Source organism: Acetobacter syzygii, from assembly GCF_000964225.1.
Lineage (GTDB): Bacteria > Pseudomonadota > Alphaproteobacteria > Acetobacterales > Acetobacteraceae > Acetobacter > Acetobacter syzygii.
In genome coordinates this window covers 83,259-107,315 of sequence record NZ_BAMZ01000027.1, presented here as the reverse complement: position 1 = coordinate 107,315, position 24,057 = coordinate 83,259, and the positions used below count along the sequence as shown (strand labels likewise).

General features: G+C 51.4%; 21 protein-coding genes and 2 tRNA genes. 11 read left to right on the top strand and 12 right to left on the bottom strand.

Going from position 1 to position 24,057, the window contains the following annotated elements; translation table 11 throughout:
• Window positions 1-4: 4 nt before the first annotated feature.
• The 4 genes from Absy_RS10255 to Absy_RS10240 all read right to left on the bottom strand — a co-directional run bounded on the left by Absy_RS10255 (window position 5) and on the right by Absy_RS10240 (window position 5,210).
• Window positions 5-955: a DMT family transporter gene (locus tag Absy_RS10255; protein WP_245614801.1), complete on the bottom strand. Its 951-nt coding sequence runs from the start codon at window positions 953-955 to the stop codon at window positions 5-7.
• A 207-nt stretch (window positions 956-1,162) separates the two neighbouring features.
• Window positions 1,163-4,024, bottom strand: coding sequence for a sensor domain-containing diguanylate cyclase (locus tag Absy_RS10250; protein WP_158319851.1), 2,862 nt, complete (start codon window positions 4,022-4,024; stop codon window positions 1,163-1,165).
• Window positions 4,025-4,204: 180 nt separating this feature from the next.
• Window positions 4,205-4,864 (bottom strand): thiopurine S-methyltransferase, encoded by a 660-nt coding sequence (gene tmpT, locus Absy_RS10245; protein WP_048854655.1) that lies wholly within the window; start codon window positions 4,862-4,864, stop codon window positions 4,205-4,207.
• 22 nt (window positions 4,865-4,886) lie between these two features.
• Window positions 4,887-5,210, bottom strand: a complete 324-nt coding sequence (locus tag Absy_RS10240; protein WP_048854654.1) for a YnfA family protein — start codon at window positions 5,208-5,210, stop codon at window positions 4,887-4,889.
• Window positions 5,211-5,722: 512 nt separating this feature from the next.
• Here Absy_RS10240 and Absy_RS10235 point away from each other — a divergent pair.
• The 5 genes from Absy_RS10235 to Absy_RS10215 all read left to right on the top strand — a co-directional run bounded on the left by Absy_RS10235 (window position 5,723) and on the right by Absy_RS10215 (window position 11,782).
• A complete protein-coding gene (locus Absy_RS10235) occupies window positions 5,723-7,954 on the top strand; it encodes a sensor domain-containing protein (RefSeq protein ID WP_048854653.1) in 2,232 nt (743 codons plus the stop codon).
• A 118-nt stretch (window positions 7,955-8,072) separates the two neighbouring features.
• Complete coding sequence (locus Absy_RS10230) at window positions 8,073-8,990, top strand: NUDIX hydrolase (protein ID WP_048854652.1); 918 nt, start codon at window positions 8,073-8,075, stop codon at window positions 8,988-8,990.
• 86 nt (window positions 8,991-9,076) lie between these two features.
• Complete coding sequence (gene nadA, locus Absy_RS10225; RefSeq protein ID WP_048854651.1) at window positions 9,077-10,057, top strand: quinolinate synthase NadA; 981 nt, start codon at window positions 9,077-9,079, stop codon at window positions 10,055-10,057.
• A 19-nt stretch (window positions 10,058-10,076) separates the two neighbouring features.
• Window positions 10,077-10,940 carry a carboxylating nicotinate-nucleotide diphosphorylase gene (gene nadC, locus Absy_RS10220; RefSeq protein WP_048854650.1) on the top strand — a complete coding sequence of 288 codons (864 nt, stop codon included), beginning with the start codon at window positions 10,077-10,079 and terminating at the stop codon, window positions 10,938-10,940.
• A 215-nt stretch (window positions 10,941-11,155) separates the two neighbouring features.
• Window positions 11,156-11,782, top strand: coding sequence for a GcrA family cell cycle regulator (locus Absy_RS10215; protein WP_048854649.1), 627 nt, complete (start codon window positions 11,156-11,158; stop codon window positions 11,780-11,782).
• A gap of 75 nt (window positions 11,783-11,857) precedes the next feature.
• On the opposite strand, the gene Absy_RS10210 is transcribed toward Absy_RS10215, so the two are convergent.
• The gene (locus tag Absy_RS10210) at window positions 11,858-12,535 is read right to left on the bottom strand and encodes a bactofilin family protein (protein WP_173957918.1); all 678 of its coding nucleotides are present in this window, start codon (window positions 12,533-12,535) and stop codon (window positions 11,858-11,860) included.
• Between the two features lie 216 nt (window positions 12,536-12,751).
• Here Absy_RS10210 and Absy_RS10205 point away from each other — a divergent pair, with 216 nt between their 5' ends.
• On the top strand, window positions 12,752-13,750 hold the full coding sequence (locus tag Absy_RS10205; protein WP_048854647.1) for an adenosine kinase: 999 nt from the start codon (window positions 12,752-12,754) through the stop codon (window positions 13,748-13,750).
• A 33-nt stretch (window positions 13,751-13,783) separates the two neighbouring features.
• Here Absy_RS10205 and rnd read toward each other — a convergent pair whose 3' ends face one another.
• Window positions 13,784-14,986 carry a ribonuclease D gene (rnd, locus tag Absy_RS10200; RefSeq protein WP_048854646.1) on the bottom strand — a complete coding sequence of 401 codons (1,203 nt, stop codon included), beginning with the start codon at window positions 14,984-14,986 and terminating at the stop codon, window positions 13,784-13,786.
• Window positions 14,987-15,110: 124 nt separating this feature from the next.
• Here rnd and queF point away from each other — a divergent pair, with 124 nt between their 5' ends.
• A complete protein-coding gene (gene queF / locus Absy_RS10195; protein WP_048854645.1) occupies window positions 15,111-15,581 on the top strand; it encodes a preQ(1) synthase in 471 nt (156 codons plus the stop codon).
• Window positions 15,582-15,646: 65 nt separating this feature from the next.
• Here the strand turns inward: queF and atpC are convergent, their stop codons facing one another.
• The 6 genes from atpC to Absy_RS10165 all read right to left on the bottom strand — a co-directional run bounded on the left by atpC (window position 15,647) and on the right by Absy_RS10165 (window position 21,008).
• Window positions 15,647-16,054 (bottom strand): ATP synthase F1 subunit epsilon, encoded by a 408-nt coding sequence (atpC, locus tag Absy_RS10190; protein WP_048854644.1) that lies wholly within the window; start codon window positions 16,052-16,054, stop codon window positions 15,647-15,649.
• A 28-nt stretch (window positions 16,055-16,082) separates the two neighbouring features.
• Entirely contained in the window at window positions 16,083-17,555 is a 1,473-nt protein-coding gene (gene atpD / locus Absy_RS10185) for a F0F1 ATP synthase subunit beta (RefSeq protein WP_048854643.1), read from the bottom strand.
• Window positions 17,556-17,586: 31 nt separating this feature from the next.
• Window positions 17,587-18,474, bottom strand: coding sequence for a F0F1 ATP synthase subunit gamma (locus Absy_RS10180; RefSeq protein ID WP_048854642.1), 888 nt, complete (start codon window positions 18,472-18,474; stop codon window positions 17,587-17,589).
• 16 nt (window positions 18,475-18,490) lie between these two features.
• Window positions 18,491-20,026, bottom strand: coding sequence for a F0F1 ATP synthase subunit alpha (atpA, locus tag Absy_RS10175; protein ID WP_048854641.1), 1,536 nt, complete (start codon window positions 20,024-20,026; stop codon window positions 18,491-18,493).
• Entirely contained in the window at window positions 20,026-20,643 is a 618-nt protein-coding gene (gene atpH / locus Absy_RS10170) for an ATP synthase F1 subunit delta (RefSeq protein WP_048854640.1), read from the bottom strand. Before atpH ends, atpA begins: the two co-directional genes overlap by 1 nt.
• A gap of 291 nt (window positions 20,644-20,934) precedes the next feature.
• Window positions 20,935-21,008: transfer RNA gene (locus tag Absy_RS10165), tRNA-Gly, on the bottom strand.
• A 228-nt stretch (window positions 21,009-21,236) separates the two neighbouring features.
• On the opposite strand from Absy_RS10165, the gene Absy_RS10160 reads away from it, so the two are divergent.
• The 4 genes from Absy_RS10160 to Absy_RS10145 all read left to right on the top strand — a co-directional run bounded on the left by Absy_RS10160 (window position 21,237) and on the right by Absy_RS10145 (window position 23,997).
• Window positions 21,237-21,313: transfer RNA gene (locus Absy_RS10160), tRNA-Trp, on the top strand.
• A gap of 135 nt (window positions 21,314-21,448) precedes the next feature.
• The gene (secE, locus tag Absy_RS10155) at window positions 21,449-21,643 is read left to right on the top strand and encodes a preprotein translocase subunit SecE (RefSeq protein ID WP_048854726.1); all 195 of its coding nucleotides are present in this window, start codon (window positions 21,449-21,451) and stop codon (window positions 21,641-21,643) included.
• 9 nt (window positions 21,644-21,652) lie between these two features.
• Complete coding sequence (nusG, locus tag Absy_RS10150; RefSeq protein WP_048854639.1) at window positions 21,653-22,183, top strand: transcription termination/antitermination protein NusG; 531 nt, start codon at window positions 21,653-21,655, stop codon at window positions 22,181-22,183.
• A gap of 185 nt (window positions 22,184-22,368) precedes the next feature.
• On the top strand, window positions 22,369-23,997 hold the full coding sequence (locus Absy_RS10145) for an NAD-dependent malic enzyme (RefSeq protein ID WP_048854638.1): 1,629 nt from the start codon (window positions 22,369-22,371) through the stop codon (window positions 23,995-23,997).
• Window positions 23,998-24,057: the final 60 nt, after the last annotated feature.

The window sequence follows — 24,057 nt, the reverse complement described above, 5'->3', positions numbered from 1 at the left end:
AGAATCACCCCGCCAGTTGATTGGTCTTCCCTGCTTTATCCGCCTTACGGGCTTTGCGCCGGGCCATACGTTCCTTCATGGCCATTCGTTCGTAGCGAATTCTCTGCCTTACCCAGTTGAGAATACCTGATGACATGAGCACGATAATACCCACAAATGTCCAGCCATCCAAAGGTTGATGAAAGACAAGGTAGCTCAACGCTACCCCCCACACCATCTGGCTGTACTGAGGCAAAGCCACACGATTAGCTGGAGCGCGGGCGGTCGCCATCATCATCATCAATTGCCCCAACGCTGCCAGAAAACCGTAACCGAAAAGGAAAACCCACGCGGTTGTGGTAGCAGGCCACTGTGCATGGAGCCCCATAATCAGTCCATTCCCAACCAGCGGACCAATCAGGCTTGAACCAAACAGGGATAACCGGGTTCGTTCCTTATCAGCCAGACGGTAGGCAATTACGCTGCCTGCATTGGCAAATGCTGCTATCAGCGCACACAAATGTCCCCAGTGTAGTGCCCTAAAACCCGGACGCAGTACAATCAGAACCCCTACAAATCCCAGTACAACCGCCAACCATGCCCAGAGTGTTACTTTTTCTTTCAGCAACACAACGGACAAGATTGTCACGAACAATGGCATCAGAAACATAAGCGAAAAAGCTTCTGGCATTGGTAGCAGCATAAATGCTTCCACACTGGCAGCAGTCGCGGCAAAAACACACCCTGCCCGCAACAGCCACATACCCCATAGCTGTGGCCTTACGATATCCAGATAGGATTCACCCGGACGGCGGATAAATGGCAAAATAAGAAAACCAAAAAGTCCGCCCGAAAATGCCACTTCAAATGGGTCAAGCTGACCTGCCAGCAATTTGGAAAATGCGTCACTTATAGAAAAAGACGCATACGCTCCAAAAGCTAACGCCATGCCAGAAAAAAGAGTCTTGGTATCCATTGAAGCCGCTATATCTGTTAGAAAAGTCCTGTGTGCAGGATAGTATTTGGTAGCAATACGGATACATCCTTACAAAGTAAAACGTAATTTTCTTTGTATATTTCTGGCATCCGATTTTTCAATCAATCAGCTCCCTCACGACCAGATAAGACCCACACCCACCCAGCAGGTCTCCAAGCAAAAAAATTGTACATGAGTAGATCACGACTATACCGTAGGCGTGGATGGAGACTCGTCCCCCAGATGGTTGGCTAAAAACCACCATTTTTCTCGTGTTTTTTTATTTTGTTTTGCACGGTACATCGCCATATCGGCACGTTTTAACAGATGTTCAACTTCTGTGCCGTCTTGTGGATAAAGAGCCAATCCAACGCTCATGCCCACACCAGCCGTTGTGCCCTCATGAACAGGAAAAGGTTGTTCAACCGCTCCATGTAATGTGTTCATAACAGCTTCCACCTGTGCAGCCACCTCTGTCATTACCAGCCCTTCCAGCACAACAACAAACTCATCACCTCCCAGTCTGGCAATGTAATCTGTCTGGCGTAGCAACGCCTGCAATCGTTCGCCCAGCTGCTGTAAAAGCCTATCCCCAGCCTCATGCCCATATGTATCATTCACCTGTTTAAAACCATCCAGATCAATCAGACCAATAGCCACGCTGGTATTATAGCGCTGGGCACGCGCGAGAGCCTGAGGCAGATATTCGGCAAGAGCCAGACGGTTTGGCAAACCTGTCAGCACATCATGGCGTGCCCGCTGGGCTTCTTGCTCCTGCAGGCATTCAATACGGTGTTTGACATCCAGCTTATCCAACGCATGTCCAAGCAGACTGGCAACCCGTTTGCACAAGGCAATACTCTGCTCGTCAAACACATGCGCCAGTGGGGATGTAAAAGTCATAATCGCCCATATTTGATCACCGCGCCAAAGAGGCGTGGACAACACTGCACGCCAGTTATTATCACGAATAAAATCAAAACACGGATTATTTGCCTGCTCACTCAATTCATCATTGCTGTAAACAAGACTTCTCTCTTTCCACGCACGCATAACCACAAGAGACAGGCTTGGGCTACAGTAATCCCCCATGCACTGGTTAATCTGTTCAATACCTTCCGTGCCCTCCCCTGCGCGAGACACAACTTCCAACTGCCCTGTTGCATGTACACGACCAATCCAAACGGCATGAAAAAGTGTATCACGCACCAGGTCGGCACAGGCGCGACTACACAGTTCCTCTGCATCTGTTGCAAGCAAGGCAGCATCGGCCGCGTTGACCAGCGCATGGTAAAGACGCCGCGCCATATCCCGACTGGTAACATCTTCCAGCGTCCATACTGAAATATTGTTATGCAGGTCGGATAACTGAACACCAGAACAATCTGCGATCAGGATTTGTCCATCTGCCCGCGCAAGACGTACCCCCTCTATGCGCACTTCCCGGTTTTGCGCAAGCTGCGCATAACATTCTGCAATACGTTTGAATTCACCGTGATCTGCGTAAAGAGACGCTGTTGATTTTCCAACCAGCGCACCAGATGGCATACCTAACATGTGGGTCGCATAAGAATTGGTCATTTGCACAATTCTATCTTGAACAAGTAAAATACCGACAACCGAATTATCCAGCAATGCGGACCTGAGTTGCTGGCTATAAATCCTGTCCAGTCCCATAGAAATATTAATGCAGATTTCTTTGAGCAAAATCTGGACCTGATCATCAAAAATATCGGATTTTTCATGATAAACGCTAAAAACAGCCCAGACTTTTCCATCCCGGTAAATAGGAAGAGCTGTATTGGAACGCAACCCTAGCCCAAGCGCCCGTTCTTTCCACGGAGCCAAGGTAGCATTATTTAAAAAAGACGCATTGAAAATTGGATGTCCTGATCGCCATACCTGCCCAATTGTGCCCTGCCCTTCAGGCACATCCGCTCGTGCGGAAATAACAACATTTTCCATATACGTTTGCGCACCACTTATGGCGAGCATACGAAAACGTTGGGTCTCATCCGGCTGGGCGATCAGGGCAATTTTAAAATGAGCATAACGTATTGCCATATCGCAGATTTCTTGCAAAAGCTGCGCTTCATTATTGGCTTGGCTAGCACATTGGCTCGCCTGCGCCATGAACATGTTAAAATCAGTCAATCTGCGCAGGTGGACCATTTGCTCCCGGTCACGCCGCCGAATTAAAAATTCACCCGCAATCACCAACAGCGCCAGAATCAGTGCTTCCACACTCCAGCGGGCAAGCGCCTGCTGGGTATAATTGCGCCACACGCGGGAGGAGGAAACCAAGACCTGAACAACAAAAGGATACCCCGGAACAGGAGCCTGCGCGACCATCTCTGGTTTTATGGACGACAAAGGATCTACCTGATCCTGCATTCGCAATAAATGCGTAAGAGATTGCCCATTGCGGGTATCTACAACCACAAACTCCCACTTTCGGTAATCTGATGGCAGATCCTGTTCATCCAGAAACCTGCTCAGACGGTAGGGAGATCCTAGGAAAAATCCTGTTTTACTATCATCTTTTTCCCGCACACGCATGGGAAGAACAACAGTTCCCAGATTTTCAGAATAATGAACAGACCCTAAAAAATGATTGGGCATTTTAGGAATAATAGAAAAATTCCTTAATGGTGCAGCCAAAGATTTTTTACGAGGCGATGTTGACCATTGTATACTTTCCCCATCGGCTCCCAGAACGCTAAACGTCAGGTATGTTGGGCGAGAAAGCAGATAATGCCGCAGTGACAACTCTACCTGAGGCGACAAAGGGGCTGTCCGGTCATCCGGCCCACGCAATGCCGCTAAAGCCATATCCAACTCTGTAAAACGTGTATCCAACCGCTCCATAATCAGATTGGCATAAGCCTGACTATCCCGGCGCGCTGCCTCATTTACATCAGTCACAGCGTGCTGATATTCATCAAACTCAATGGCCGTGCCACAAACGGCAACAAATGCAACTGGCAAAGCATAGTTCAGCACACTCCTGATCCGTTTTTTTGTATTTTTGAGAACCAACCCAAAAACGGAAAAAGAAGATGTGCTCACGCGCAGGACCATATTCTGGAATTTACAAAAATTCTTGTCATTTTTATAATACAGTTTCCTCCAATTCTCCATATTTTTTAAAAACAAACCAAAATATTTTTTAACAATTAAATATTCTAAAAAATTTTGCGATTTTAACAGACTCTACAAACGAGAAAAAAGTTAAATTTTGACTGGATTTTATTTTTCCGCCCTGTCATTCAGGGGACATAACAACCAGATATGCTCATAACCTGGCTCCCGGCCTTTTATGCCCCGCTCAACAGGCTCTCGTTCAATGCTCGTGATCTCGTAATATGGAGCATAGTAATCAGCAATATCCTGAGCCATCACAGCGAATGGTGGACCAGATAACCGGCATTGATCATACTCCACACAAATTAGAAACTGTGTTGCACATCTGGTAATCGCCATAAGATGTTTGGCATACCGTACACGGATATCTTGTGGTAAGGCGACCAACGCCGCCCGATCATACACAATATCTACCGAACCGAGCATGGCAGCACTCACAGAAAAAATATCTGCCACAAAAACCTTAAGTCCCCCTCCTTCGAACATAACCACCTTGGCAGATACAGGGGAGATCACTGGATGAACACCTAATTCTGCAAACAGTTGCTCAACAGCCAAAAGGCTTAATTCAACGCCCGTGACCCGAAACCCTTTATTGAGCAGCCATTGTATATCAAGCGTTTTTCCACACAATGGTACAAACACATGCCCGATGGGCTGCGCGCATATGGTAGAAAAATACTCAACCAATCCTTTGTGAGGATGTTGGGCATGAAACCCAATTTCGTTCCGAGACCATTTTTCAAGCCAGAATTCTGCGTTCATACTAATACACAATCCATTATCATTACGAATGTGGTGCAAACAAAATAATAGCCGCCCCAATTAAACAAAAAATAGCACCCACCCAATCCCACCGATCCGGGCACACTCCTTCCACAAACCACAACCAAAAAATAGCAACAGTTATATAAATGCCACCATATGCAGCATAGACACGACCAGCAGCAGGCGAATCAACCAGAGTCAACAGGTAAGCAAAGAGCAAAAGAAAGCCACAACCCGGTAAAATCCACAAAAAATTCCTGCCCAGTCGTAGCCAGGACCAGAATGCAAAACACCCACCAATTTCCGCGAGTGCCGCCGCGCCAAAAATCAAAATCATTTTCATTGATCTCAGATCACCTACCGCTCGAATATCGCACCCATACCATACGATTCTGCATCTAGGATGAGAAAAAAATACAGAAAATCCAGATGAATATTTGCAAAAAGACTCATTTTTTCTGTCTATTAAAAACAAACAAAGCCAATATATAGTAAGTAACATAATTGTGATTTATAGACCAGAAGAAACACTATAAGCTTTCGTTCAAGGCCTGTTTTCCGCAATATTGTGTAAAAACTAACACCCATAAATTTTTTAGGTGTTTTTTAATAATGTAACTGCCCAAAAACAAGAGGAATTGTGCGCCATGAACTCTTCTTTAAGAAACGCTCTTCTTAAAAATGACCAATTTTTCTTGTTTATACTCATCAATGCGTGTGTTCTTTTTTATATAACATCTAAAATTTTTCTACACTTCATACCATCAGCACAACTCCTCCTATCCCGTTTGTAAAAATCTGGCGCCATCTTCCTGAGGACCTCGCTCTTCCCGCCTTATATTAAAGATTAAAATCATGTCAGAATTTTCAGACCTGCTCTTCTCATCTCTTAATACAGATACTTTCTATGCCAACATGCTTGAGCAGGCGACTGATGGTGTCATGATTATTGATGATCAAAATAGGATCGTATTTTTCAACGGTGCAGCAGAAAACCTCTGGGGCTGTGCCGCATCCTCAGTTTTGGGACATCCCGTGGATTGCCTGCTTCCACTGCAGAAATATTTAAACCATCAATATGATACAAAACAGCATCTGAGCGATCAAGTTGACCATCTTCCCAGAACAGGTCACGAAATAACTTTTACACGTAGCAATGGTGATGATGTAATAGCAGAAATTTCACTTTCATCGGCTCTTATCGGTATCAACCATAAGCGCTATTATATGATTTTTATTAAGGATGTTACGGAGGTATTTTACTGCCGTAAGATCGTGACCATTCAGAACGATGTTTTTAAAGCTCTCGCAGACCATACCGACATACAGAATATCGCCAATATGCTCTGCCATAAAGTAGAACAACTGGTACCCGGTACTCTAGCAATTCTTTTACAGATTTCAATCAGTGGCAGTATCTCTATTCTATCAGCACCACATGTTCCAGATGATGAACTTCTTGGCCTTAACCATGCAACCTTAAGTCCATCTGATATTCAGAGCCTTGGTGTAAATCCGCTCTTTGCCCGCCAACTTATATGGGACAAACACAACACCTCAACTGGCTCTACTAAATTCCAAAACTGCCAGGCAATAGGTCTTTACGATAACCATAAAAATGTTATCGGGATTTTTTCTATTTTTTCATACAAAAATGAACAGATCACTGATTGCTCACAAAAAATCCTTTTAGGCTGCAGTCCATCGTGCGTTGCAATTATCGAAAATGAGAAAAAAATACAAAAAAGAAATCAATTCAACGCACTTGATTCACTCACTGGCCTTTTAAACCGGACAGCTCTGACTACCCATCTCAGACAAATGCTGGCCCAAGCAACTCAGACTCCTTTTGCAATCCTTATACTCGATATTGATCTGTTGCAGGATGTAAATAATGTTATGGGGTACCATAATGGAGATATTCTATTACAGACCATTGCCCGGCGTATTGCGGCATTTTGCCATAATCATCATTTGGTCGCCCGTTTAGGTGGGGATGATTTTGTTGTTATTCTCCCAGACGCAGATCGTAAAAAAGCCTGTGCACTAGCCCATAACCTAAACCATATTACCCATGAACCGATCAAAATTCAGGGGCGGGATTTTATTACATCTTTGAGCATTGGCATCAGTTTTTACCCAAGTGATGGAAACACAGTAGAAGATATACTGGCAGCTTCGGAAATTGCTATGCGACAAGCCAAAAAACAGGCGCGTGGCAGCTTCCGTTTTTTTGGAAAAGGTGCGAACAGTAGCGTCCGCGAACGGCTTGTTATTGGCTCCGCGCTCCGCGAAGCTTTACAAAAAAAACAGCTATATCTCGCTTACCAACCCCAGATATGCGCACTCAGTGGCGCGCTCTGCGGTGTGGAAGCCCTAAGCCGCTGGCACCACCCCACTTTGGGTATTATTCCACCATCCACTTTTATTCCCATAGCTGAAGAAACCGGCCAAATCGAAGCAATAGGCTTATGGTCATTGGAGAAATCCTGCGAACAGATAACCATATGGGAGCAGAATGCTATTTATGTGCCTATTGTGAGCGTCAATATGTCTGCGGTGCATTTTGGTAGCTTAGATTTGCCAGAGCAGATTGTTTGCATTCTAAAAAAATATAATCTGGCACCACACCGCCTCACAATAGAAATTACAGAAAGCGTGATGATGCGTCAGGACCCGGAAACCACAGCCAATCTGACTGCCATCCGCAATATTGGCGTTGGACTCTCCATGGATGATTTTGGTACGGGTTTTTCCTCTTTATCCCGTCTGGCACAAATCCCTTTAACTGAAATTAAAATAGATCGTAGTTTTATTGAGGATTTTGAAAATAATATCAGTTCACTCGTTGTCGCGGAAGCCGCCATTAATATTGGCAAACGATTGGGCATCAAAGTTGTTACAGAAGGTGTGGAACATAAAGAACAGGAAATAAAACTACAGGAACTTGGCTGCGATATTTTGCAGGGTTATCTTTACAGCAAACCACTGACTGCTCAGGATTTTCCACGTTGGCTAGCAGCCTTCCCCAGCAGATGGCAGCATTCCAGAGCCCATACCCCACCCACCAATGCCTTGAAGCATTGAGAACAATAAAAATACTTCGAAGCCCCTTTGCCATCGGAGGCCAAAACAGACTATTCTGGCAAAATCAACTTTATGACAGACCCATAAAACACACAGCATCGCCAATAGCTTGCCAGACATGATCAACCACCAGAAAACACTTCCCCCCACAGCAGCACAATCCGTACTGTGCGAGACAGAGCTTGTGGCTGTTCTGGTCAGTATACACCACAATGCGCCGCATATCCTGACCCTGGATCATGGGCAGGCCTTCCCTTCTGGTCCCTTTACAGTAGAACACCGCTCGTTACAGAAAGGTATGCGCAACTGGGTAGAACGCCAGACCGGACTCCAGCTTGGCCATACAGAACAGCTTTATACTTTTGCAGACACACACCACGCACAAAAACACCAAGTTGTACAGATTTCCTACATGGCGTTTATTCGCCAGACTTGTGACCATGCCTTGGACACGCAATCGATATATGATTACTTTCCTTGGGAAGATAGACGCCACACAACATCGGCTTCACTCCTCCATACCATTGCTGAACGGCTAAAACGCTGGGCACAAGGCCATACACAACGCTGGCAAAGATGCGCCAGTATTTTTGGTCTGGAAGATTACGTATGGAACGATGAGCTCTCTCTCCAACGCTATGAAGTGTTATGGGAGGCGGGACTGGTACCAGAAGCAACATGGCACAATGGTGCAGCATTACCAGGCCTGAGCATGTACCACGACTACCGGCGTATTCTGGCCACGGCCTTATCACGAATGCGCGCCAAAATTCGTTATACGCCCGCTGTGTTCGATCTGTTGCCCCACCATTTTACCCTGCTCCAACTCCAACAGGCCATGGAAGCTCTGGCTGGCCGCCCCATGCACAAACAGAACTTCCGGCGGCTGGTGCAGCAACAAAAACTGGTTAACCGTACAGCCGAATATGACTCCCCAGCACAAGGGCGACCGGCACAGCTTTACAGATTTGCACCGGAAACAGCAGAAAACTGCTATCTGGCAGGCGCCACCCTGCCTCTTTCCAGCATCTCCTGAAAAAGTGTTGAGCACGCCTCTTGCAATTCGCCCGCGCGATATATACTCATTAAGAGCATATATCGCGCGGAAAACGGAGCAGGACCATGTCTGCAACTCTCATGGCCAGCAGGGACCAACTCTACAGCCCTGTTGCCCACATTATGCGACGAGAACAATGGGAAGCCAGTTACGCGGCAGACATTGAAGCTATTCTGCGTTTAAAACAGGAAAAAAATGCCGTTATTCTGGCGCATAATTACCAAACGCCAGAAATTTTTCATTGCGTGGCTGATATCCGCGGGGACAGTCTGGCTTTAGCCCGTGCTGCACAATCTGTGGATGCCGCAACAATGGTTATGGCAGGCGTCCATTTTATGGCTGAAACCGCAAAATTGCTGAACCCGGAAAAAACGGTTCTGATCCCGGATGCCACCGCAGGATGCTCGCTCGCTGAGGGCATTACGGCAGACAATGTGCGGGAACTCAAAAAGCGATATCCCGGTGTGCCGGTGGTTACATATGTGAATAGTACGGCAGATGTTAAAGCTGAGAGCGATATTTGCTGCACATCAGGTAATGCACGTCGTGTTGTAGAAAGTCTGAATGTGCCACGGGTTATTATGATCCCTGATGAATTTCTGGCCCGGAACATAGAAGCCGAAACGGGTATAGAAATGCTCACATGGCCGGCTCATTGCGAAGTGCATGAACGCTTTACACCGCTCGAAATTCGGCAGTATCGCCGCATTCACCCTGACCTGACCGTTATTGCCCATCCCGAATGTCCGCCAGAAGTGCTGGATGCCGCCGACCACTCTGGCTCCACAGCTCAAATGATTGATTTTATTGACCAGAAAAAACCGCAAAAAGTGCTTCTGGTTACAGAATGTTCCATGAGTGATAATCTGGCGGCACAGTACCCGCAAACGCAATTTGTGCGCCCCTGTAACCTTTGCCCCCACATGAAGCGAATTACCCTGTCCAATATCCGCCAAGCATTGGAAACCATGCAAACAGAAGTCACCATACCCGCACATCTGCAACAGCCTGCCCGTCTGGCTGTTGAACGGATGCTGGCAATCTGACCCACACGCCGGAGCCAACATGACCACAAGTCTGCACCTCCCCCCTCTTCTGTGGGAACCCATTGTACGCACAGCCCTTCTGGAAGATCTGGGCATTGGGGGGGACGTAACCACACAGGCTCTTGCCCAGCCGGGGCAGCAGCTCCATGCCGTATTCTGCACACGTCAGGACGGTATTCTGTGTGGTTTGGAAGGGGCGCGGCAGGCTTTTACCCTACTGGACCCAACCATACGCTTTAGTATGGTTAAACAGGATGGCAATAAAATTGCGGCTGGAGATGTTCTGGCAACCGTGGAGGGTAGCGCCACAGCCCTACTGGCGGGCGAACGTACTGCGCTCAACCTGCTCTCTCATCTCAGTGGCATTGCAACACACACGCACCAGATTGTGCAGGCTGTAGATGGCACAAAAGCACGCATTGCCTGCACCCGCAAAACACTGCCTGGTTTGAGAAGCCTGCAAAAATATGCCGTACGGGCAGGAGGAGGCAGTAGCCATAGACTGCGGCTGGATGATGCCATTCTTATCAAAGATAACCACATTGCCTTATGTGGGGGCAACATCCGCCAGACTCTGCAAGCTGCCCGTGCATATGCTGGCCATCTGATGAAAATTGAGTTGGAAGTCGATACACTGGAACAACTGGAAGAAGCCCTCTCCAGTAGTGGCGCAGACGCTTATCTGCTCGACAATATGTCCATCCCACAACTGGAGCAGGCTGTTAAAATGATCGGTGGTCGTGCAACTGCCGAAGCCTCTGGCGGCATTACACTCCAGACTGCACGCCCCATCGCTCAAACGGGGGTGGATGTCCTCTCTCTCGGGTGGTTGACCCATAGCGTTAAGGCGCTCGATATTGGTCTGGATATTATCCACCCCTAAGCATCCATGCCATGCTTGGGTCACCGCAACCTTTTAGGGACGCCACCCTTCAGTAAATCCTGCCAAAAGCCACACCATGCCGGTATAAGCATACCACAGAGCACTCAGATTGTAGGCTTTCCGCTTGAGATAAGAGTGCCATCCTCCTAATATGAAGTCTGTAGAAGCACTGGTATTCTGCCAGCCAGCCATGCAATGCTCAAAGGTGCCTGTTAATGGAGTGGTCCGAAGAAATAATCGCCCAGCTTAAGGACCTATGGGCGGAAGGTCTTTCAACGGCGGAAATTGGTCGGCGTCTTTCCATTACCAAGAATGCAGTGGTTGGCAAGGCACACAGACTTGGCCTGCCTGCTCGGCCTTCTCCCATTCGCCGCAATGGTAGCAAACCCAAAACTGCTGCGGATAAGCCCGAACAGCCAACCTCTACGGCCCCCACCCCACAACCATCCGCACCGCAGCCCGGCGCAACGGTTATCTCTACCCCTCAGCCTGTAGCACCCCCTTTGGCAGCAACGACTGCTCCCAGCACGGTTGCCGCACAACCCCTGACTTCTCCTGTTGCCGCTCCCACATTGGCAATGGCAGAAGATAAAGCTGCTAAAAAAGAAAAAACCGCACCAGTTGCGCGCCCCAGCACCAAACCCAAAACGCTCCTGCGCAGCATATCGGACCCGGAACCACAAAAACGCCGTGGCCCCGCCTGCTGCTGGCCTATTGGCGACCCTGGTACACCGGGTTTTCATTTTTGTGGAGCAACACCTATTCCGGGTAAGCCTTACTGTGAAGAACATGCACAGATTGCCTACGTCCGCCTACGTGACCGGCGCGATAGTGTTGCCTGAACATATCTCGTAAAACTTAAGCCTGATGGTGACCGTTATGCCACCATCAGGCTTGCAAAAAGCTGATGAATATAATCAGCCTTCAATTGCTTTTGCAGATCCTGCATCACTATCTGCCGTTTTGGAAGCAGCGCTTCCCTCGGACAACATTTCCAGCTGACCGGTAATCTGTCCACCGTCTTCCACCTTCAGGCGGTGGCAGGCAGCTTTGCCCAGCAAACGGCCACTTCCACGCACGGTAAGGCTGCCACGTGCAGTTAACGTACCATCTACCGTGCCTGCAATTTCCGCATTTTCCACTTCCACACCACCACGGAAGAGGCCACCCGGCATTACAACCAGTTCCTTGGCCGTAATCATGCTGGATTCGACCGTACCTTCAACGACCAGTCGCTCTGCATCCTGCACTGTGCCCTGCACACTGATGCCACGACCGACAACCAGAGTACGCTGCTCCGGCCCTTCTTTTTTAGGCTGAATCTGCGATGGCAACCCTCGTGCGGCAGCCGCACCAGGCATGGGCGGAATACCACCCCCAGCAGGAAGAGGAGAACCGGAAGGAAGAGGTGCACGACCCATGGGTGAAGTTTCCTTTAAAGTATCAGAATGCGATGTGGGAGTTCCAGCGGGAGAACCCGCGCTGGACGAAAGAGCTGAGCCAAATGCCCCTGCCGGACGTGCAGAACTCTGCTGAACGGTAGAGGGTGCCTGAGCCTTTGGTTGACTATCTTCAGGCTTACGTCTTTTGAACAAGAAAATCCCCCGCCTTTCTGGCTGCCTGCATTCAGGCAGCGGTCCATGTTAACAAGCCGCTCCCAGCACCAGCACACCCAGCCTAAAACAATTCTCTTGCAGGCGGCCATCTGGTAAGCAGCACAAGTTGCTTAGGCCTTACTGTTGCCCTTTTTGTGGCAGCGCGCTAGCCAAACAACCGCACAGATCATTTTTTCAGGAAAAAATTTTATCGCTATGACCGGTCAGGACACACAATACGATATTCTCGGTATTGGTAATGCCATCACCGATATTCTCGCCCGAACGGAAGCCTCCTTCCTGCAAGAGCAGGGATTAACCCCCGGCAGCATGACTCTGATTGATGTTGACCGGGCAAATGCGCTGGAAGCCGCCTTGGCACCAGAGCATGTTATGGGGGGTGGTTCTGCGGCAAATACCTGTGTTGTTGCTGCCCAGTTTGGTGCACGCGTTGCCTACCTTGGCAAGGTCTCGCGCGATGATGCAGGGCTGAAGTTCACCCAGGATCTGCGCGATAATGGGGTACAATTCCCCTCTGCTCCCCTGAACACGCAGGTCTTTGACAACCTGCCCACCGCACGCTGTGTGGTCATGGTCACACCCGATGGCCAGCGCACCATGGCAACCTACCTTGGGGCCTGCACCTGCTTTACCCCAGACGACGTGCTGCCTGACATGATTGCAGCTTCCAGCATTATCTACCTGGAAGGCTATCTGTTTGACCCCCCCCATGCGCAGGAAGCATTCCGTCGGGCTGCCGCTCTGGCCCACAAGAACGGGCGGCAGGTTGCCCTTTCCCTCTCCGACCCATTCTGCGTTGGTCGCCACCGCGATGCATTCCTCGATCTGGTCAAAAACCATGTCGATATTCTGTTCGCCAATGAAGATGAAATCTGCGCGCTGTACGAAACTGAAAACTTTGACACAGCCGCACGCCACACATTGCAGGACACAACCTTTGCTGCCCTCACCCGCTCAGGCCTTGGCAGCGTGGTGGTGCACGATGGACAGCTGACAACCGTTGCCCCCGTCCCCACTCAGGTCGTGGACACAACCGGAGCGGGCGATGCGTATGCCGCTGGTTTTCTGGCTGGGCTAACATCAGGCCGTAGCCTGCCCGAATGCGGACGTCTGGCATCTGTTGCAGCGTCTGAAATTATTTCGCACTATGGTGCACGCCCCCTCTCCAACCTGTGGGAAGAGATGGGCTTCTAAAACAGTTCCTTCATCCTGCGAGGGACGGGCTGATTACGGCACGCTTCCCTCGTCGGATACGGTAATTACACGGCCGCCTTTAACCCGTAACGCAACCTTACCTTCGCACAAAGCCTGAGCCGCATCCCCAAAAACCTTGCTCCGCCAGCCAGACAACAGGGTTGGTGCCTGCGCAGGGTCCAGCGCCAGAGCTTCCAGTTCGTCCATGGAGGCAACAAGTCGTGGGGCCACATCATGCTCCTCGCAACATGCAGTCAGCAGCACTTTTAACAACGCCACCAAAGATGCAGGCGGTCGGATGTTATCCTTCCCCTTGCCCCGTGCCGGACGCGGCAGTTCAGAATCCGGAAGAGCCTGCGCCTGTTTGATCGCTTCCAGCAGAGCCAAACCTGTACGCCCTTCTGCCAACCCGCGGGATACACCACGCACACGGGCAAGCGCGTCAACCGTTGCAGGGGTTGTTGCCGCTATTTCCAGCAGGCTTTCATCCTTTAACAGGCGTTGTCTTGGTACATTCACGCGCTGGGCTTCGCGTTCACGCAGAGCGGCAACAGCCCGCAACACACCCAACATACGCCGGTTACCCGTGCGTGCCTTCAAACGCTCCCACTGTTTTTCCGGGTCTGGACGGAATGTTGCCGGGTCTTCCAGTTCTGCCATTTCAGCAGCAACCCAGCTTAAACGCTTATCCTGCTCCAGCTTATGCACCAGCTTTTCGTAAACCAACCGAAGCCATGTCACATCTCCGGCGGCATAATTAAGCTGGGCATCGGATAGAGGTCTTACGGACCAGTCGGTAAAACGGTGGCTCTTGTCAATCATATGACCGGTTAACGATCCCACCAGACTGTCATACCCTACCTGATCGCCAAATCCGGCAACCATGGCGGCAACCTGTGTATCAAACACAGGAGTAGGCAGAGCATCAAATTCATGCAGGAAAATTTCCAGATCCTGACGAGCTGCATGAAAAACCTTAAGCACCGCCGGGTCAGCCATCAATGCAGCCAAAGGCGCCAGATCCAGACCTTCCGCCAAGGCATCAATCAGCACAACATGCTCGGCGCTGCCAACCTGCACCAGACATAACTCCGGCCAGTATGTGCGCTCACGCATGAACTCCGTATCCACCGTAACAAAACGCTCGGCGTGGAACGGCTTAAGAGCTTCTGCCAGTTCCTGCGAGGAAGACACAAGGCGCGGCTGGGGAAAGACGGGAGAAGGTAATTTGGCCATACTTCCTCCATACACCAGCCAACCTGAAAGAGACAGACAGAACCCATAAAGTCACACATGAAACTTGACGAACGAGCGCACAAGCCGGACACCAATAAAAAACCATGACCATCTGGAGAACACCATGAACAAACCGGATGATGGCAGTCAGGCCCTTACCCAGCTTGGCCGTCAGATTGCTCCCCCCAACAGCCCGGAAGAGGCAGTTCTGGAGCGTGTCCCCGCCCCCTACCCCGACAAGCGTTATATGGTCCGGTTTACCGCGCCAGAATTTACGTCTCTGTGCCCCATTACCGGCCAGCCCGACTTTGCTCATATTGTTATAGATTACGTGCCAGACCAGTGGATTGTGGAGAGCAAGTCCCTCAAACTGTTCCTCACCAGTTTTCGGAACCACGGAGCTTTCCACGAATCCTGTTCCGTACAAATTGCCAATACACTTGTTGAGCTGCTCAACCCTGTATGGCTCCGCATTGGCGCTTACTGGTACCCCCGCGGTGGTATTCCCATTGATGTTTTCTGGCAAACTGGTGAGCCACCAGCAGGAGTGTGGATTCCTTCGCAGGATGTTCCCTCCTACAAAGGACGAGGCTGATCATCAAACATAAAAAAAAGCCACCCTTTTGGGTGGCTTTTTAAACTTTATCGGATCTGGAAAACCTAGCTTGCTGCGCCAGCTTCAATTTCCGCCCGAACAGCCTGAATCTGGTCCTGCAAAACAACAAGGCGCGACGTGTCGGTCTTATCGGCCTTGTCCCATGCTTCGGACAGAGCTTCGAGCTGTGCTGTTGCCGTATCAATCGAAATATCAGCAACAGGCACGGCTTTGTCAGCCAGTACCGTACAACGTGTAGGGGTAATATCGGCAAAGCCGCCCCCTACAAAATAGCGATCTGTAACCTTGTCCCCTTCATAAAGGGCAACAACGCCACCACGCAGAAGAAGCATCATGGGCGAGTGTTCCGGCATGGCGGCAATATCGCCTTCCATGCCCGGAAGAACGGCCATATCTACCTCACGCGACACCAGAACCTTTTCAGGGCTGATTATCTCAATCTGGATTGGCATGAATGAAGCTCCCTCCAGAAGCCGGCTATTAGGCCGACTCCCTCAGTTTTTCTGCCTTGGCAACGGCTTCTTCGATTGTTCCGACCATGTAGAAGGCGGCTTCCGGCAGGTCATCATATTCGCCAGCACAGATTGCCTTAAAGGAACGAACCGTATCGGTCACGGACACCAGCTTACCCGGTGCACCCGTAAACACTTCTGCCACGTGGAAAGGCTGGGACAGGAAGCGCTGGATACGACGAGCACGTGCAACAACCAGCTTATCATCCTCGGACAGTTCATCCATACCAAGAATGGCAATAATATCCTGCAAGGATTTGTAAGTCTGCAGAATACGCTGCACTTCGCCAGCCACAGCATAATGCTCTTCGCCCACAATCTGTGGGTCCAGTGCACGAGATGTGGAGTCTAGCGGGTCAACTGCTGGGTAAATGCCCATTTCTGCAATGGAACGATTCAGCACGGTTGTGGCATCCAGATGGGCAAAGGTTGCGGCTGGAGCCGGGTCGGTCAAGTCATCGGCAGGAACATACACGGCCTGAACGGACGTGATGGAGCCTTTTTTGGTGGATGTAATACGTTCCTGCAGGGCGCCCATTTCCGTTGCCAGAGTCGGCTGGTAGCCCACGGCAGAAGGAATACGACCCAGCAGAGCGGATACTTCCGAACCAGCCTGCGTAAAGCGGAAGATGTTATCAACGAAGAACAGAACGTCCTGGTTTTCTTCATCACGGAAATATTCCGCCATGGTCAGACCAGTCAGAGCCACACGGGCACGGGCACCCGGCGGTTCATTCATCTGACCGAATACCAGTGCCACCTTGGAACCTTCGGTGGAGCCATTTTCACCCAGCTTGATAACGCCTGCGTCCTGCATTTCGTAATACAGGTCGTTCCCTTCACGGGTACGTTCACCAACGCCAGCAAACACGGAAACACCACCGTGTGCCTTAGCAATGTTATTAATCAGTTCCTGAATAATAACAGTCTTGCCAACGCCAGCACCACCAAACAGGCCGATCTTACCACCCTTGAGGTAAGGGCACAGCAGATCGACAACCTTGATGCCGGTCATCAGAATTTCGGATGCCGCAGCCTGCTCGTCAAAAGCAGGGGCATCACGATGAATCGGGGCGCGGCGTGCGGTCTGAACAGGACCCTGTTCGTCAATCGGCTCACCGATCACGTTCAGAATACGGCCAAGCGTTTCCGGGCCAACGGGCACGGAAATCTGTGCACCTGTATCGACTACTTCCGTACCACGGACCAGACCATCGGTCGTGTCCATGGCAATGCAACGCACTTCGTGTTCGCCGATTTCCTGCGCCACTTCGAGCACAAGGATCTGATCGCCCAGCTTAACATGCAGCGCGTTCAGAATTTTGGGCAGTTCGCCTTCGAACTGCACATCAACAACCGGCCCTTTAATGGTGGTAATGCGGCCAACAGCATTGGTCTTCGTGGCCGCAGGGGCCTGGGTCTGGGTTGTGGTATCCGACATGGGTCAGCTCCTGCGGGGCATACGATCGGGCTCAGACAGCCTGTGCGCCCGAAATGATTTCGATCAGCTCGTTAGTAATATTGGTCTGGCGGGTCCGGTTATAGACCTGCGTCAGACTATCGATGGTGCGGCCTGCATTGCGCGTTGCGTTATCCATGGCCGTCATACGGGCACCGTTTTCACCCGCAACCGTTTCCAGCAGCGAAGCATAAATCTGAACCTGTAGATTACGCGGCAGCAGCATGGCCAGCAGCGTTGCTTCATCGGGTTCAAATTCATACTGTGCCACGTCGTTAGAGGCTTCAAGCTCATGGCTTGCATCCTCAACAATCATCGGCACCAGTTGCTGGCATGTCGGCACCTGCGTCATCGCATTGCGAAACTTGTTGAACACAAGCGTGCAGACATCAATCTCGCCTGCTTCAAGCAGAGCGTTGATTTTATCACCCAGACCACTGGCAACGGAAAACGGAATTTCCTTGGCACTTGTGCCGGTCACATGATCGATGATCAGATCAGCATAGTCGCGCATGAAAAAATTCAGAGCGCGACGGCCAACCGGCAACAGACGTACCGTCTTGCCTTCAGACTGAAGGCGGCGGATGCTCTGTACCGTCAGACGATGCACGTTGGCATTAAAGCCACCACACAAACCACGGTCACTGGTCATGGGGACAAGGAGATGCACCTTATCCTGACCTGTACCAGCCAGAAGGCGGGGCGCTCCGTCCTCACCTCTGGTAGCACCTGCCAGTTCACCCAGCATACGGCGCATGGCTGCCGCATAAGGACGAGCAGCTTCTGCGCTGGCTTGCGCCCGCCGCAGTTTGGCAGCCGCCACCATTTTCATGGCGCTCGTGATCTTCCGTGTCGATTTGATACTTCCGATCCGGGCGCGTAGTTCCTTAAGGGAAGCCATGAGTGCTTCTGCTCCCTCAGCCGGCGAAGTTGCGGTTGAAGGCGGTCAGATATTCACTCAGCCGCGCTTCAAGGTCCTTGGAAATAGCCTTGTCCTTGCCCAGCGTATCCAGAATATCTTTACCAGCACTCCGCAGATCGCTCAGCACTGCGCGTTCCCATGCCACAACCTTGTTGGTGTCAATCCCATCAAGGAAACCACGGGTGCCAGCAAACAGAAGAACAACCTGTTCTTCAACCGACAATGGGGAAGCCTGTGGCTGCTTAAGCAGTTCCACCAGACGCGCACCACGGGCCAGCATCTTTTGCGTTGCCGGGTCCAGATCGGAAGCGAACTGGGAGAAGGCTGCCATTTCACGGTACTGAGCAAGTTCAAGTTTGATCTTGCCCGCAACCTGCTTCATGGCCTTGATCTGCGCAGCAGAACCAACGCGGGACACGGAACCACCAACGTTCACAGCAGGGCGGATACCCTTGTAGAACAGATCCGTTTCAAGGAAGATCTGACCGTCGGTGATGGAGATAACGTTGGTAGGAATATAAGCAGCAACGTCACCAGCCTGCGTTTCAATTACGGGGAGAGCCGTCAGAGAACCACCGCCGTTGGCGTCGGACATTTTTGCTGCGCGTTCCAGCAGGCGGGAATGCAGATAGAACACATCCCCCGGATAAGCTTCACGGCCTGGCGGACGACGCAGCAGCAGGGACATCTGGCGATAAGCTACAGCCTGCTTGGTCAAATCGTCATAGCAGATCAGAGCGTGCATCCCGTTATCACGGAAGTATTCGCCCATTGCGCAAGCAGCGTAAGGTGCCAGATACTGCAAGGGTGCCGGATCGGAAGCGGTAGCGGCCACGACGATGGAATATTTCATCGCGCCTTTTTCTTCCAGCAGGCGCACAAGCTGCGCAACTGTGGAACGCTTCTGGCCAACGGCCACGTAAATGCAGTAGAGGGACTTTTTGTCGTCACCCTGCTCGTTAACGCTCTTCTGGGCCAGAATGGTATCGGTCAGGATAGTGGTTTTACCGGTCTGGCGGTCACCAATAACCAGTTCGCGCTGACCACGGCCAATCGGCACCAGAGCATCAATAGCCTTAATGCCGGTCTGCATGGGTTCGCTAACGGACTGACGCGGCATAATGCCGGGAGCCTTGACTTCTGCACGACGCAGTTCAACGTCAACCAGCGGCCCCTTGTCATCAATCGGGTTGCCAAGACCATCGACAACGCGGCCCAGCAGCCCCTTACCAACAGGCACGCTGACGACCATACCCGAACGGGTAACGTTGTCACCTTCGCGGATATTGGTGTCATCACCAAAAATAACGATACCGACGTTATCGCTTTCCAGGTTCAGGGCCATGCCCTTCTGACCAGAAGCGGGAAAGTCCACCAGTTCGCCAGACATAACATTCTGCAGGCCAAACACGCGGGCAATCCCGTCCCCGACAGACAGAACTGTGCCGGTTTCGACAACATCAGATTCCTTGTCGAACGAGGCAATCTGCTGCTTGAGGATATCCGAAATCTCTGCGGGACGGATTTCCATCACGCGGCTCCCTTCATGGCGTAATGCAAACGAAACAGGCGGGTTTTGAGGCTGGCGTCATACAGCTTAGCCCCTACGCGGACGACAAGGCCGCCCAGAAGGGCGCTGTCAACACGCTCACGAATATTGATGCGGGAGTAACCGGCTTCGGCCAGACGAGCCTGAAGCTGGGTCCGCTGCTCTGCAGTCAGTGCGACTGCGCTGCTCACCTCTGCCACAACCTCGCCCCGGCGGGCTACAGCCAGCGCATCAAGCGCAGCAAGTATCCGACGCAGAACGGGCAGGCGGCGGTTATCAGCCACAACACCCACAAAATTACGAAGAATCTGACCGAATCCCTGAGCCTCCAGCACGGCCAGCACGGCCTTGCGAGACACCAGAATATCCAGGCGCCTGTCTTCCAGAACAGTGCGCAAAGGCGCACTCTCATCAATCAGGCGCGCAAGTGCGCCACTCTCATCAAGCACGGTATCCAGCTGCCGCTGTTCGGCTGCCAGATCATAAAGTGCAATCGCATAACGGCCTTCAAGACCGTTGGCCGCAAAAGCAACTGGTTGTGCTGTCGTTACGCCCGAGGCCACCACTCTTTGGTTCTTTCCTTCTGTGCGCGCCGGCATTCCACACTGACAATGGTGCAACCCAGACCATCAGCCGATGAATCCAAATTTAACTGCACCTGTTGGCGCGGCCTCTAGCATGACCACAACAGCCACGCAACTGGCAGAACGGCCCTATTTTATTCCTTTGGCCCAATGCGGCAGATTATGGGCCGACAAACAGCCACGGCCATGACCATGCAAACGCTCGGTCCGGCGGGCATAAACCCACCAAAGCCCCGGCTGACCACGACAGGGCGATACCCATAACCATGGGTCACGAATGGGTGATATTTTTTGGGATTGAAAACCTGGAGCGGACAGAGGGAATCGAACCCTCCTCGGTAGCTTGGAAGGCTACTGCATTACCACTATGCTATGCCCGCGTACCAAAGTTTGGCCGTTTTATATTCCATACTGCGTACGCACTGCAAGCCCCCGACTGTGTTTTTGTTCCACGACCCGGACGTTGCCAACAATAATGTGCAATGGGCACTTGACTTTAAGGCCACAACATATTTTGTTCCGCCACCTGTGATGTCCGCAACTTTTGTGGCTGGTCAGACGAACGGGTTTCCGTTATAGGTCTTTTCCAGCCGTGGCGGACACGCTGCAGGGGTGTAGCTCAATTGGCTAGAGTGCCGGTCTCCAAAACCGGAGGTTGTGGGTTCGAGACCCTCCACCCCTGCCAGATTTTCACGTGGTGTACGGAAGGTTCCGCTTTTCACCTGTAAAACGCGGCTTATCGTACAATCTGAGTGGTTTTGATTTAAAGCTCGCGCTTGCGTTCGTGCTTGCGGGGTTGAATCTGAGGAGAGTGTGGTTCGTGTCGTTCAGTCCCGGTAAGTTCCTGCATGATGTGCGTACCGAGGCGGAACGGGTCACATGGCCCACCCGCCGCGCAACGTTTGTCACCACCGGTGCCGTATTGGCTATGGCAGGTCTGGCATCCATTTTTTTCTTCGTCGTGGACCAGTTGATCGGTCTGGGCGTACGTCAACTTTTCGGGCTGGGAGGCTGAGGAAACGGCATGGCCAAGCGTTGGTATGTGGTCCACGTCTATTCGGGCTTCGAAAAGAAAATTGCTCAGCATATCCGTGAAGACGCGGAACAGAAGGGGCTGAGCGATCATATTGAAGAAATTCTTGTCCCGTCCGAGGAAGTGATTGAAGTCCGCCGTGGCCAGAAGGTGAATGCGGAACGCAAGTTTTTCCCCGGTTACGTGCTGGTCAAGATGGAAATGACCGACGAGTCATGGCATCTGGTCAAGGACACACCTAAGGTTACGGGTTTTCTGGGCACCAAAAATCGCCCTACTCCCATCTCCGCAGCAGAAGCTGAGCGGATTATCCGCCAGACGGAAGAAGGCGTACAGCACCCCCGGTCTGCTGTTACCTTTGAAGTGGGTGAGCAGATTCGTGTTGCTGATGGTCCCTTCACCTCCTTCAATGGTGTGATTGAAGAAGTGGACGAAGAAAAGGGTCGTCTGAAAGTCAGCGTTTCGATTTTTGGCCGTTCCACCCCGGTGGATCTGGAATTCAATCAGGTCGAAAAGCTGTAATTTTTCAGCCCTTCGAATACAGGTTTTTAAAAGGCGGCCTTTGGGTCGCCTTTTTTATTGCGCCCATCGTCCATCTGCCCTGCAAACACAACAAACCCGTTCCGGCCTTTGGAACAGTGGCATGTGTTCCGGGTTGTACCCTTGTCTGTTAGCCTGACGCTGTTTTTGCTTTCCAAGGAGTGACCATGCCTTCTGCCCCGACTCTCAGAGGAACAGCCCTGCTCAACAATGCCCTGCGCAATAAAGGTACAGCCTTTACCGAAGCAGAGCGGCGCGAATATGGGCTGGAAGGACTCCTCCCCACTCAGGTGGAAACCCTGGACCGACAGGTCGAACGAATCCACAGGCATCTGGAAGCCAAACCGAGCAATCTGGAGCGCTACATCTACCTGAGCGGCCTGCGCGACCAGAACGAAACGTTGTTCTACCGGGTTCTCATGTCCAACCCTGCGCAGTTTGTTCCCATTGTGTATGCGCCCACACTGGCAGCTGTATGCCAACAGTTCAGCCATATCTACCGCCGCCCTCGGGGCATGTACATCAGTCTGGATATGCGAGGCCGAATCCGCGATGTGCTCCGCAACTGGCCGTTGGAAAACGTACGCTTTTTGTGCGTTACCACCGGCGGGCGCATTCTGGGGCTGGGGGATATTGGCGTAAACGGCATGGGCATTCCCATTGGCAAGCTGGATCTTTACACCGCGTGTGGTGCCGTACCGCCAGAAGTGTTACTGCCCGTACAACTGGACATTGGCACCACAAACAGCGCCCTGCGTGCAGACCCGCTTTACCTTGGCCTACGGCGCGAACCACCGCCACTGGAAGAGCTGGACGCATTTGTGGATGAATTTGTTGCGGCGGTGGAAGACGTCTTTCCCAACGCCTGCCTGCATTTTGAAGACTGGAAAGGCACGGACGCCCTCCATTATCTGGAAAAATACCGCAACAGGGTTCTGTGTTATAATGATGATATTCAGGGCACTGCGGCTGTAACCCTTGCAGGGCTTATTACCGCGCTCAAAATCAAGAACGAAACATTGGCACAACAGCGGTTTTTGTTCCTTGGTGCGGGTTCTTCCGGACTAGGCACGGCAGATATGCTGATTTCCGCCCTGAAGCAGGAAGGAGTCAGCGAGCAGGAAGCCATTGAGCGAATCACGCTGATGGATGTGAACGGGCTGCTCGAAACCACTCGTACGGACCTGACGCCCCAGCAGAAACGCTATGCCAAACCCCTCCCTCCCTCACGCGATCTACTGGCCATGATCAAGGCCATCAAACCCACAGTGCTTATTGGCGTTTCCACCTCTGGTGGGGCTTTTACACAAAACGTCGTGGAAGCCATGAGCGTACTGAACGAGCGCCCTATTATCTTCCCGCTTTCACTCCCACAGAAAAACTCGGAATGTACAGCCGAACAAGCTTACGAATGGTCCAAGGGACAGGCTCTTTTTGCTGCTGGCTTACAGTTCCCCGAAGTGACGTGGAACGAAAGAACCTTCTACCCTGGGCAGGCCAATAATTTTTATATCTTCCCCGCTTTGGGGCTGGCGGTTTACGCAACCTGCCCCAAACGGATTACGGATGACATGGTTATTGAAGCCGCTCGTGCACTTGCCGATCAGGTTGACCCGGCCTCCCGCGAGCGGGGGCGGCTGTTCCCGCCCCAGAGCGATATTCTGGACGTATCCATTACGTCTGCCGCACGCATTGCCGAGTTTATTTTTGATCAGGGAGCCGCAACGGTAGAACGCCCCAAAGATATTCGGGCGTGGATAGAAAGCCTGACCTACAGCCCGCAGTATGCAGACTAACATTGGGTCTGTACCAACAATAAAATTTTTATGACCCAAACATGGGGCTGCAAAAACTCA

What these genes read in the sequence shown, in the direction of transcription:
- Absy_RS10255 (WP_245614801.1), bottom strand. Translation starts at nt 955, where the DNA reads ATGGATACCAAGACTCTTTTTTCTGGCATGGCGTTAGCTTTTGGAGCG.
- tmpT (WP_048854655.1), bottom strand. Translation starts at nt 4,864, where the DNA reads ATGAACGCAGAATTCTGGCTTGAAAAATGGTCTCGGAACGAAATTGGG.
- Absy_RS10240 (WP_048854654.1), bottom strand. Translation starts at nt 5,210, where the DNA reads ATGAAAATGATTTTGATTTTTGGCGCGGCGGCACTCGCGGAAATTGGT.
- Absy_RS10235 (WP_048854653.1), top strand. Translation starts at nt 5,723, where the DNA reads ATGTCAGAATTTTCAGACCTGCTCTTCTCATCTCTTAATACAGATACT.
- Absy_RS10230 (WP_048854652.1), top strand. Translation starts at nt 8,073, where the DNA reads ATGATCAACCACCAGAAAACACTTCCCCCCACAGCAGCACAATCCGTA.
- nadA (WP_048854651.1), top strand. Translation starts at nt 9,077, where the DNA reads ATGTCTGCAACTCTCATGGCCAGCAGGGACCAACTCTACAGCCCTGTT.
- nadC (WP_048854650.1), top strand. Translation starts at nt 10,077, where the DNA reads ATGACCACAAGTCTGCACCTCCCCCCTCTTCTGTGGGAACCCATTGTA.
- Absy_RS10215 (WP_048854649.1), top strand. Translation starts at nt 11,156, where the DNA reads ATGGAGTGGTCCGAAGAAATAATCGCCCAGCTTAAGGACCTATGGGCG.
- Absy_RS10205 (WP_048854647.1), top strand. Translation starts at nt 12,752, where the DNA reads ATGACCGGTCAGGACACACAATACGATATTCTCGGTATTGGTAATGCC.
- rnd (WP_048854646.1), bottom strand. Translation starts at nt 14,986, where the DNA reads ATGGCCAAATTACCTTCTCCCGTCTTTCCCCAGCCGCGCCTTGTGTCT.
- queF (WP_048854645.1), top strand. Translation starts at nt 15,111, where the DNA reads ATGAACAAACCGGATGATGGCAGTCAGGCCCTTACCCAGCTTGGCCGT.
- atpC (WP_048854644.1), bottom strand. Translation starts at nt 16,054, where the DNA reads ATGCCAATCCAGATTGAGATAATCAGCCCTGAAAAGGTTCTGGTGTCG.
- atpD (WP_048854643.1), bottom strand. Translation starts at nt 17,555, where the DNA reads ATGTCGGATACCACAACCCAGACCCAGGCCCCTGCGGCCACGAAGACC.
- Absy_RS10180 (WP_048854642.1), bottom strand. Translation starts at nt 18,474, where the DNA reads ATGGCTTCCCTTAAGGAACTACGCGCCCGGATCGGAAGTATCAAATCG.
- atpA (WP_048854641.1), bottom strand. Translation starts at nt 20,026, where the DNA reads ATGGAAATCCGTCCCGCAGAGATTTCGGATATCCTCAAGCAGCAGATT.
- atpH (WP_048854640.1), bottom strand. Translation starts at nt 20,643, where the DNA reads ATGCCGGCGCGCACAGAAGGAAAGAACCAAAGAGTGGTGGCCTCGGGC.
- nusG (WP_048854639.1), top strand. Translation starts at nt 21,653, where the DNA reads ATGGCCAAGCGTTGGTATGTGGTCCACGTCTATTCGGGCTTCGAAAAG.
- Absy_RS10145 (WP_048854638.1), top strand. Translation starts at nt 22,369, where the DNA reads ATGCCTTCTGCCCCGACTCTCAGAGGAACAGCCCTGCTCAACAATGCC.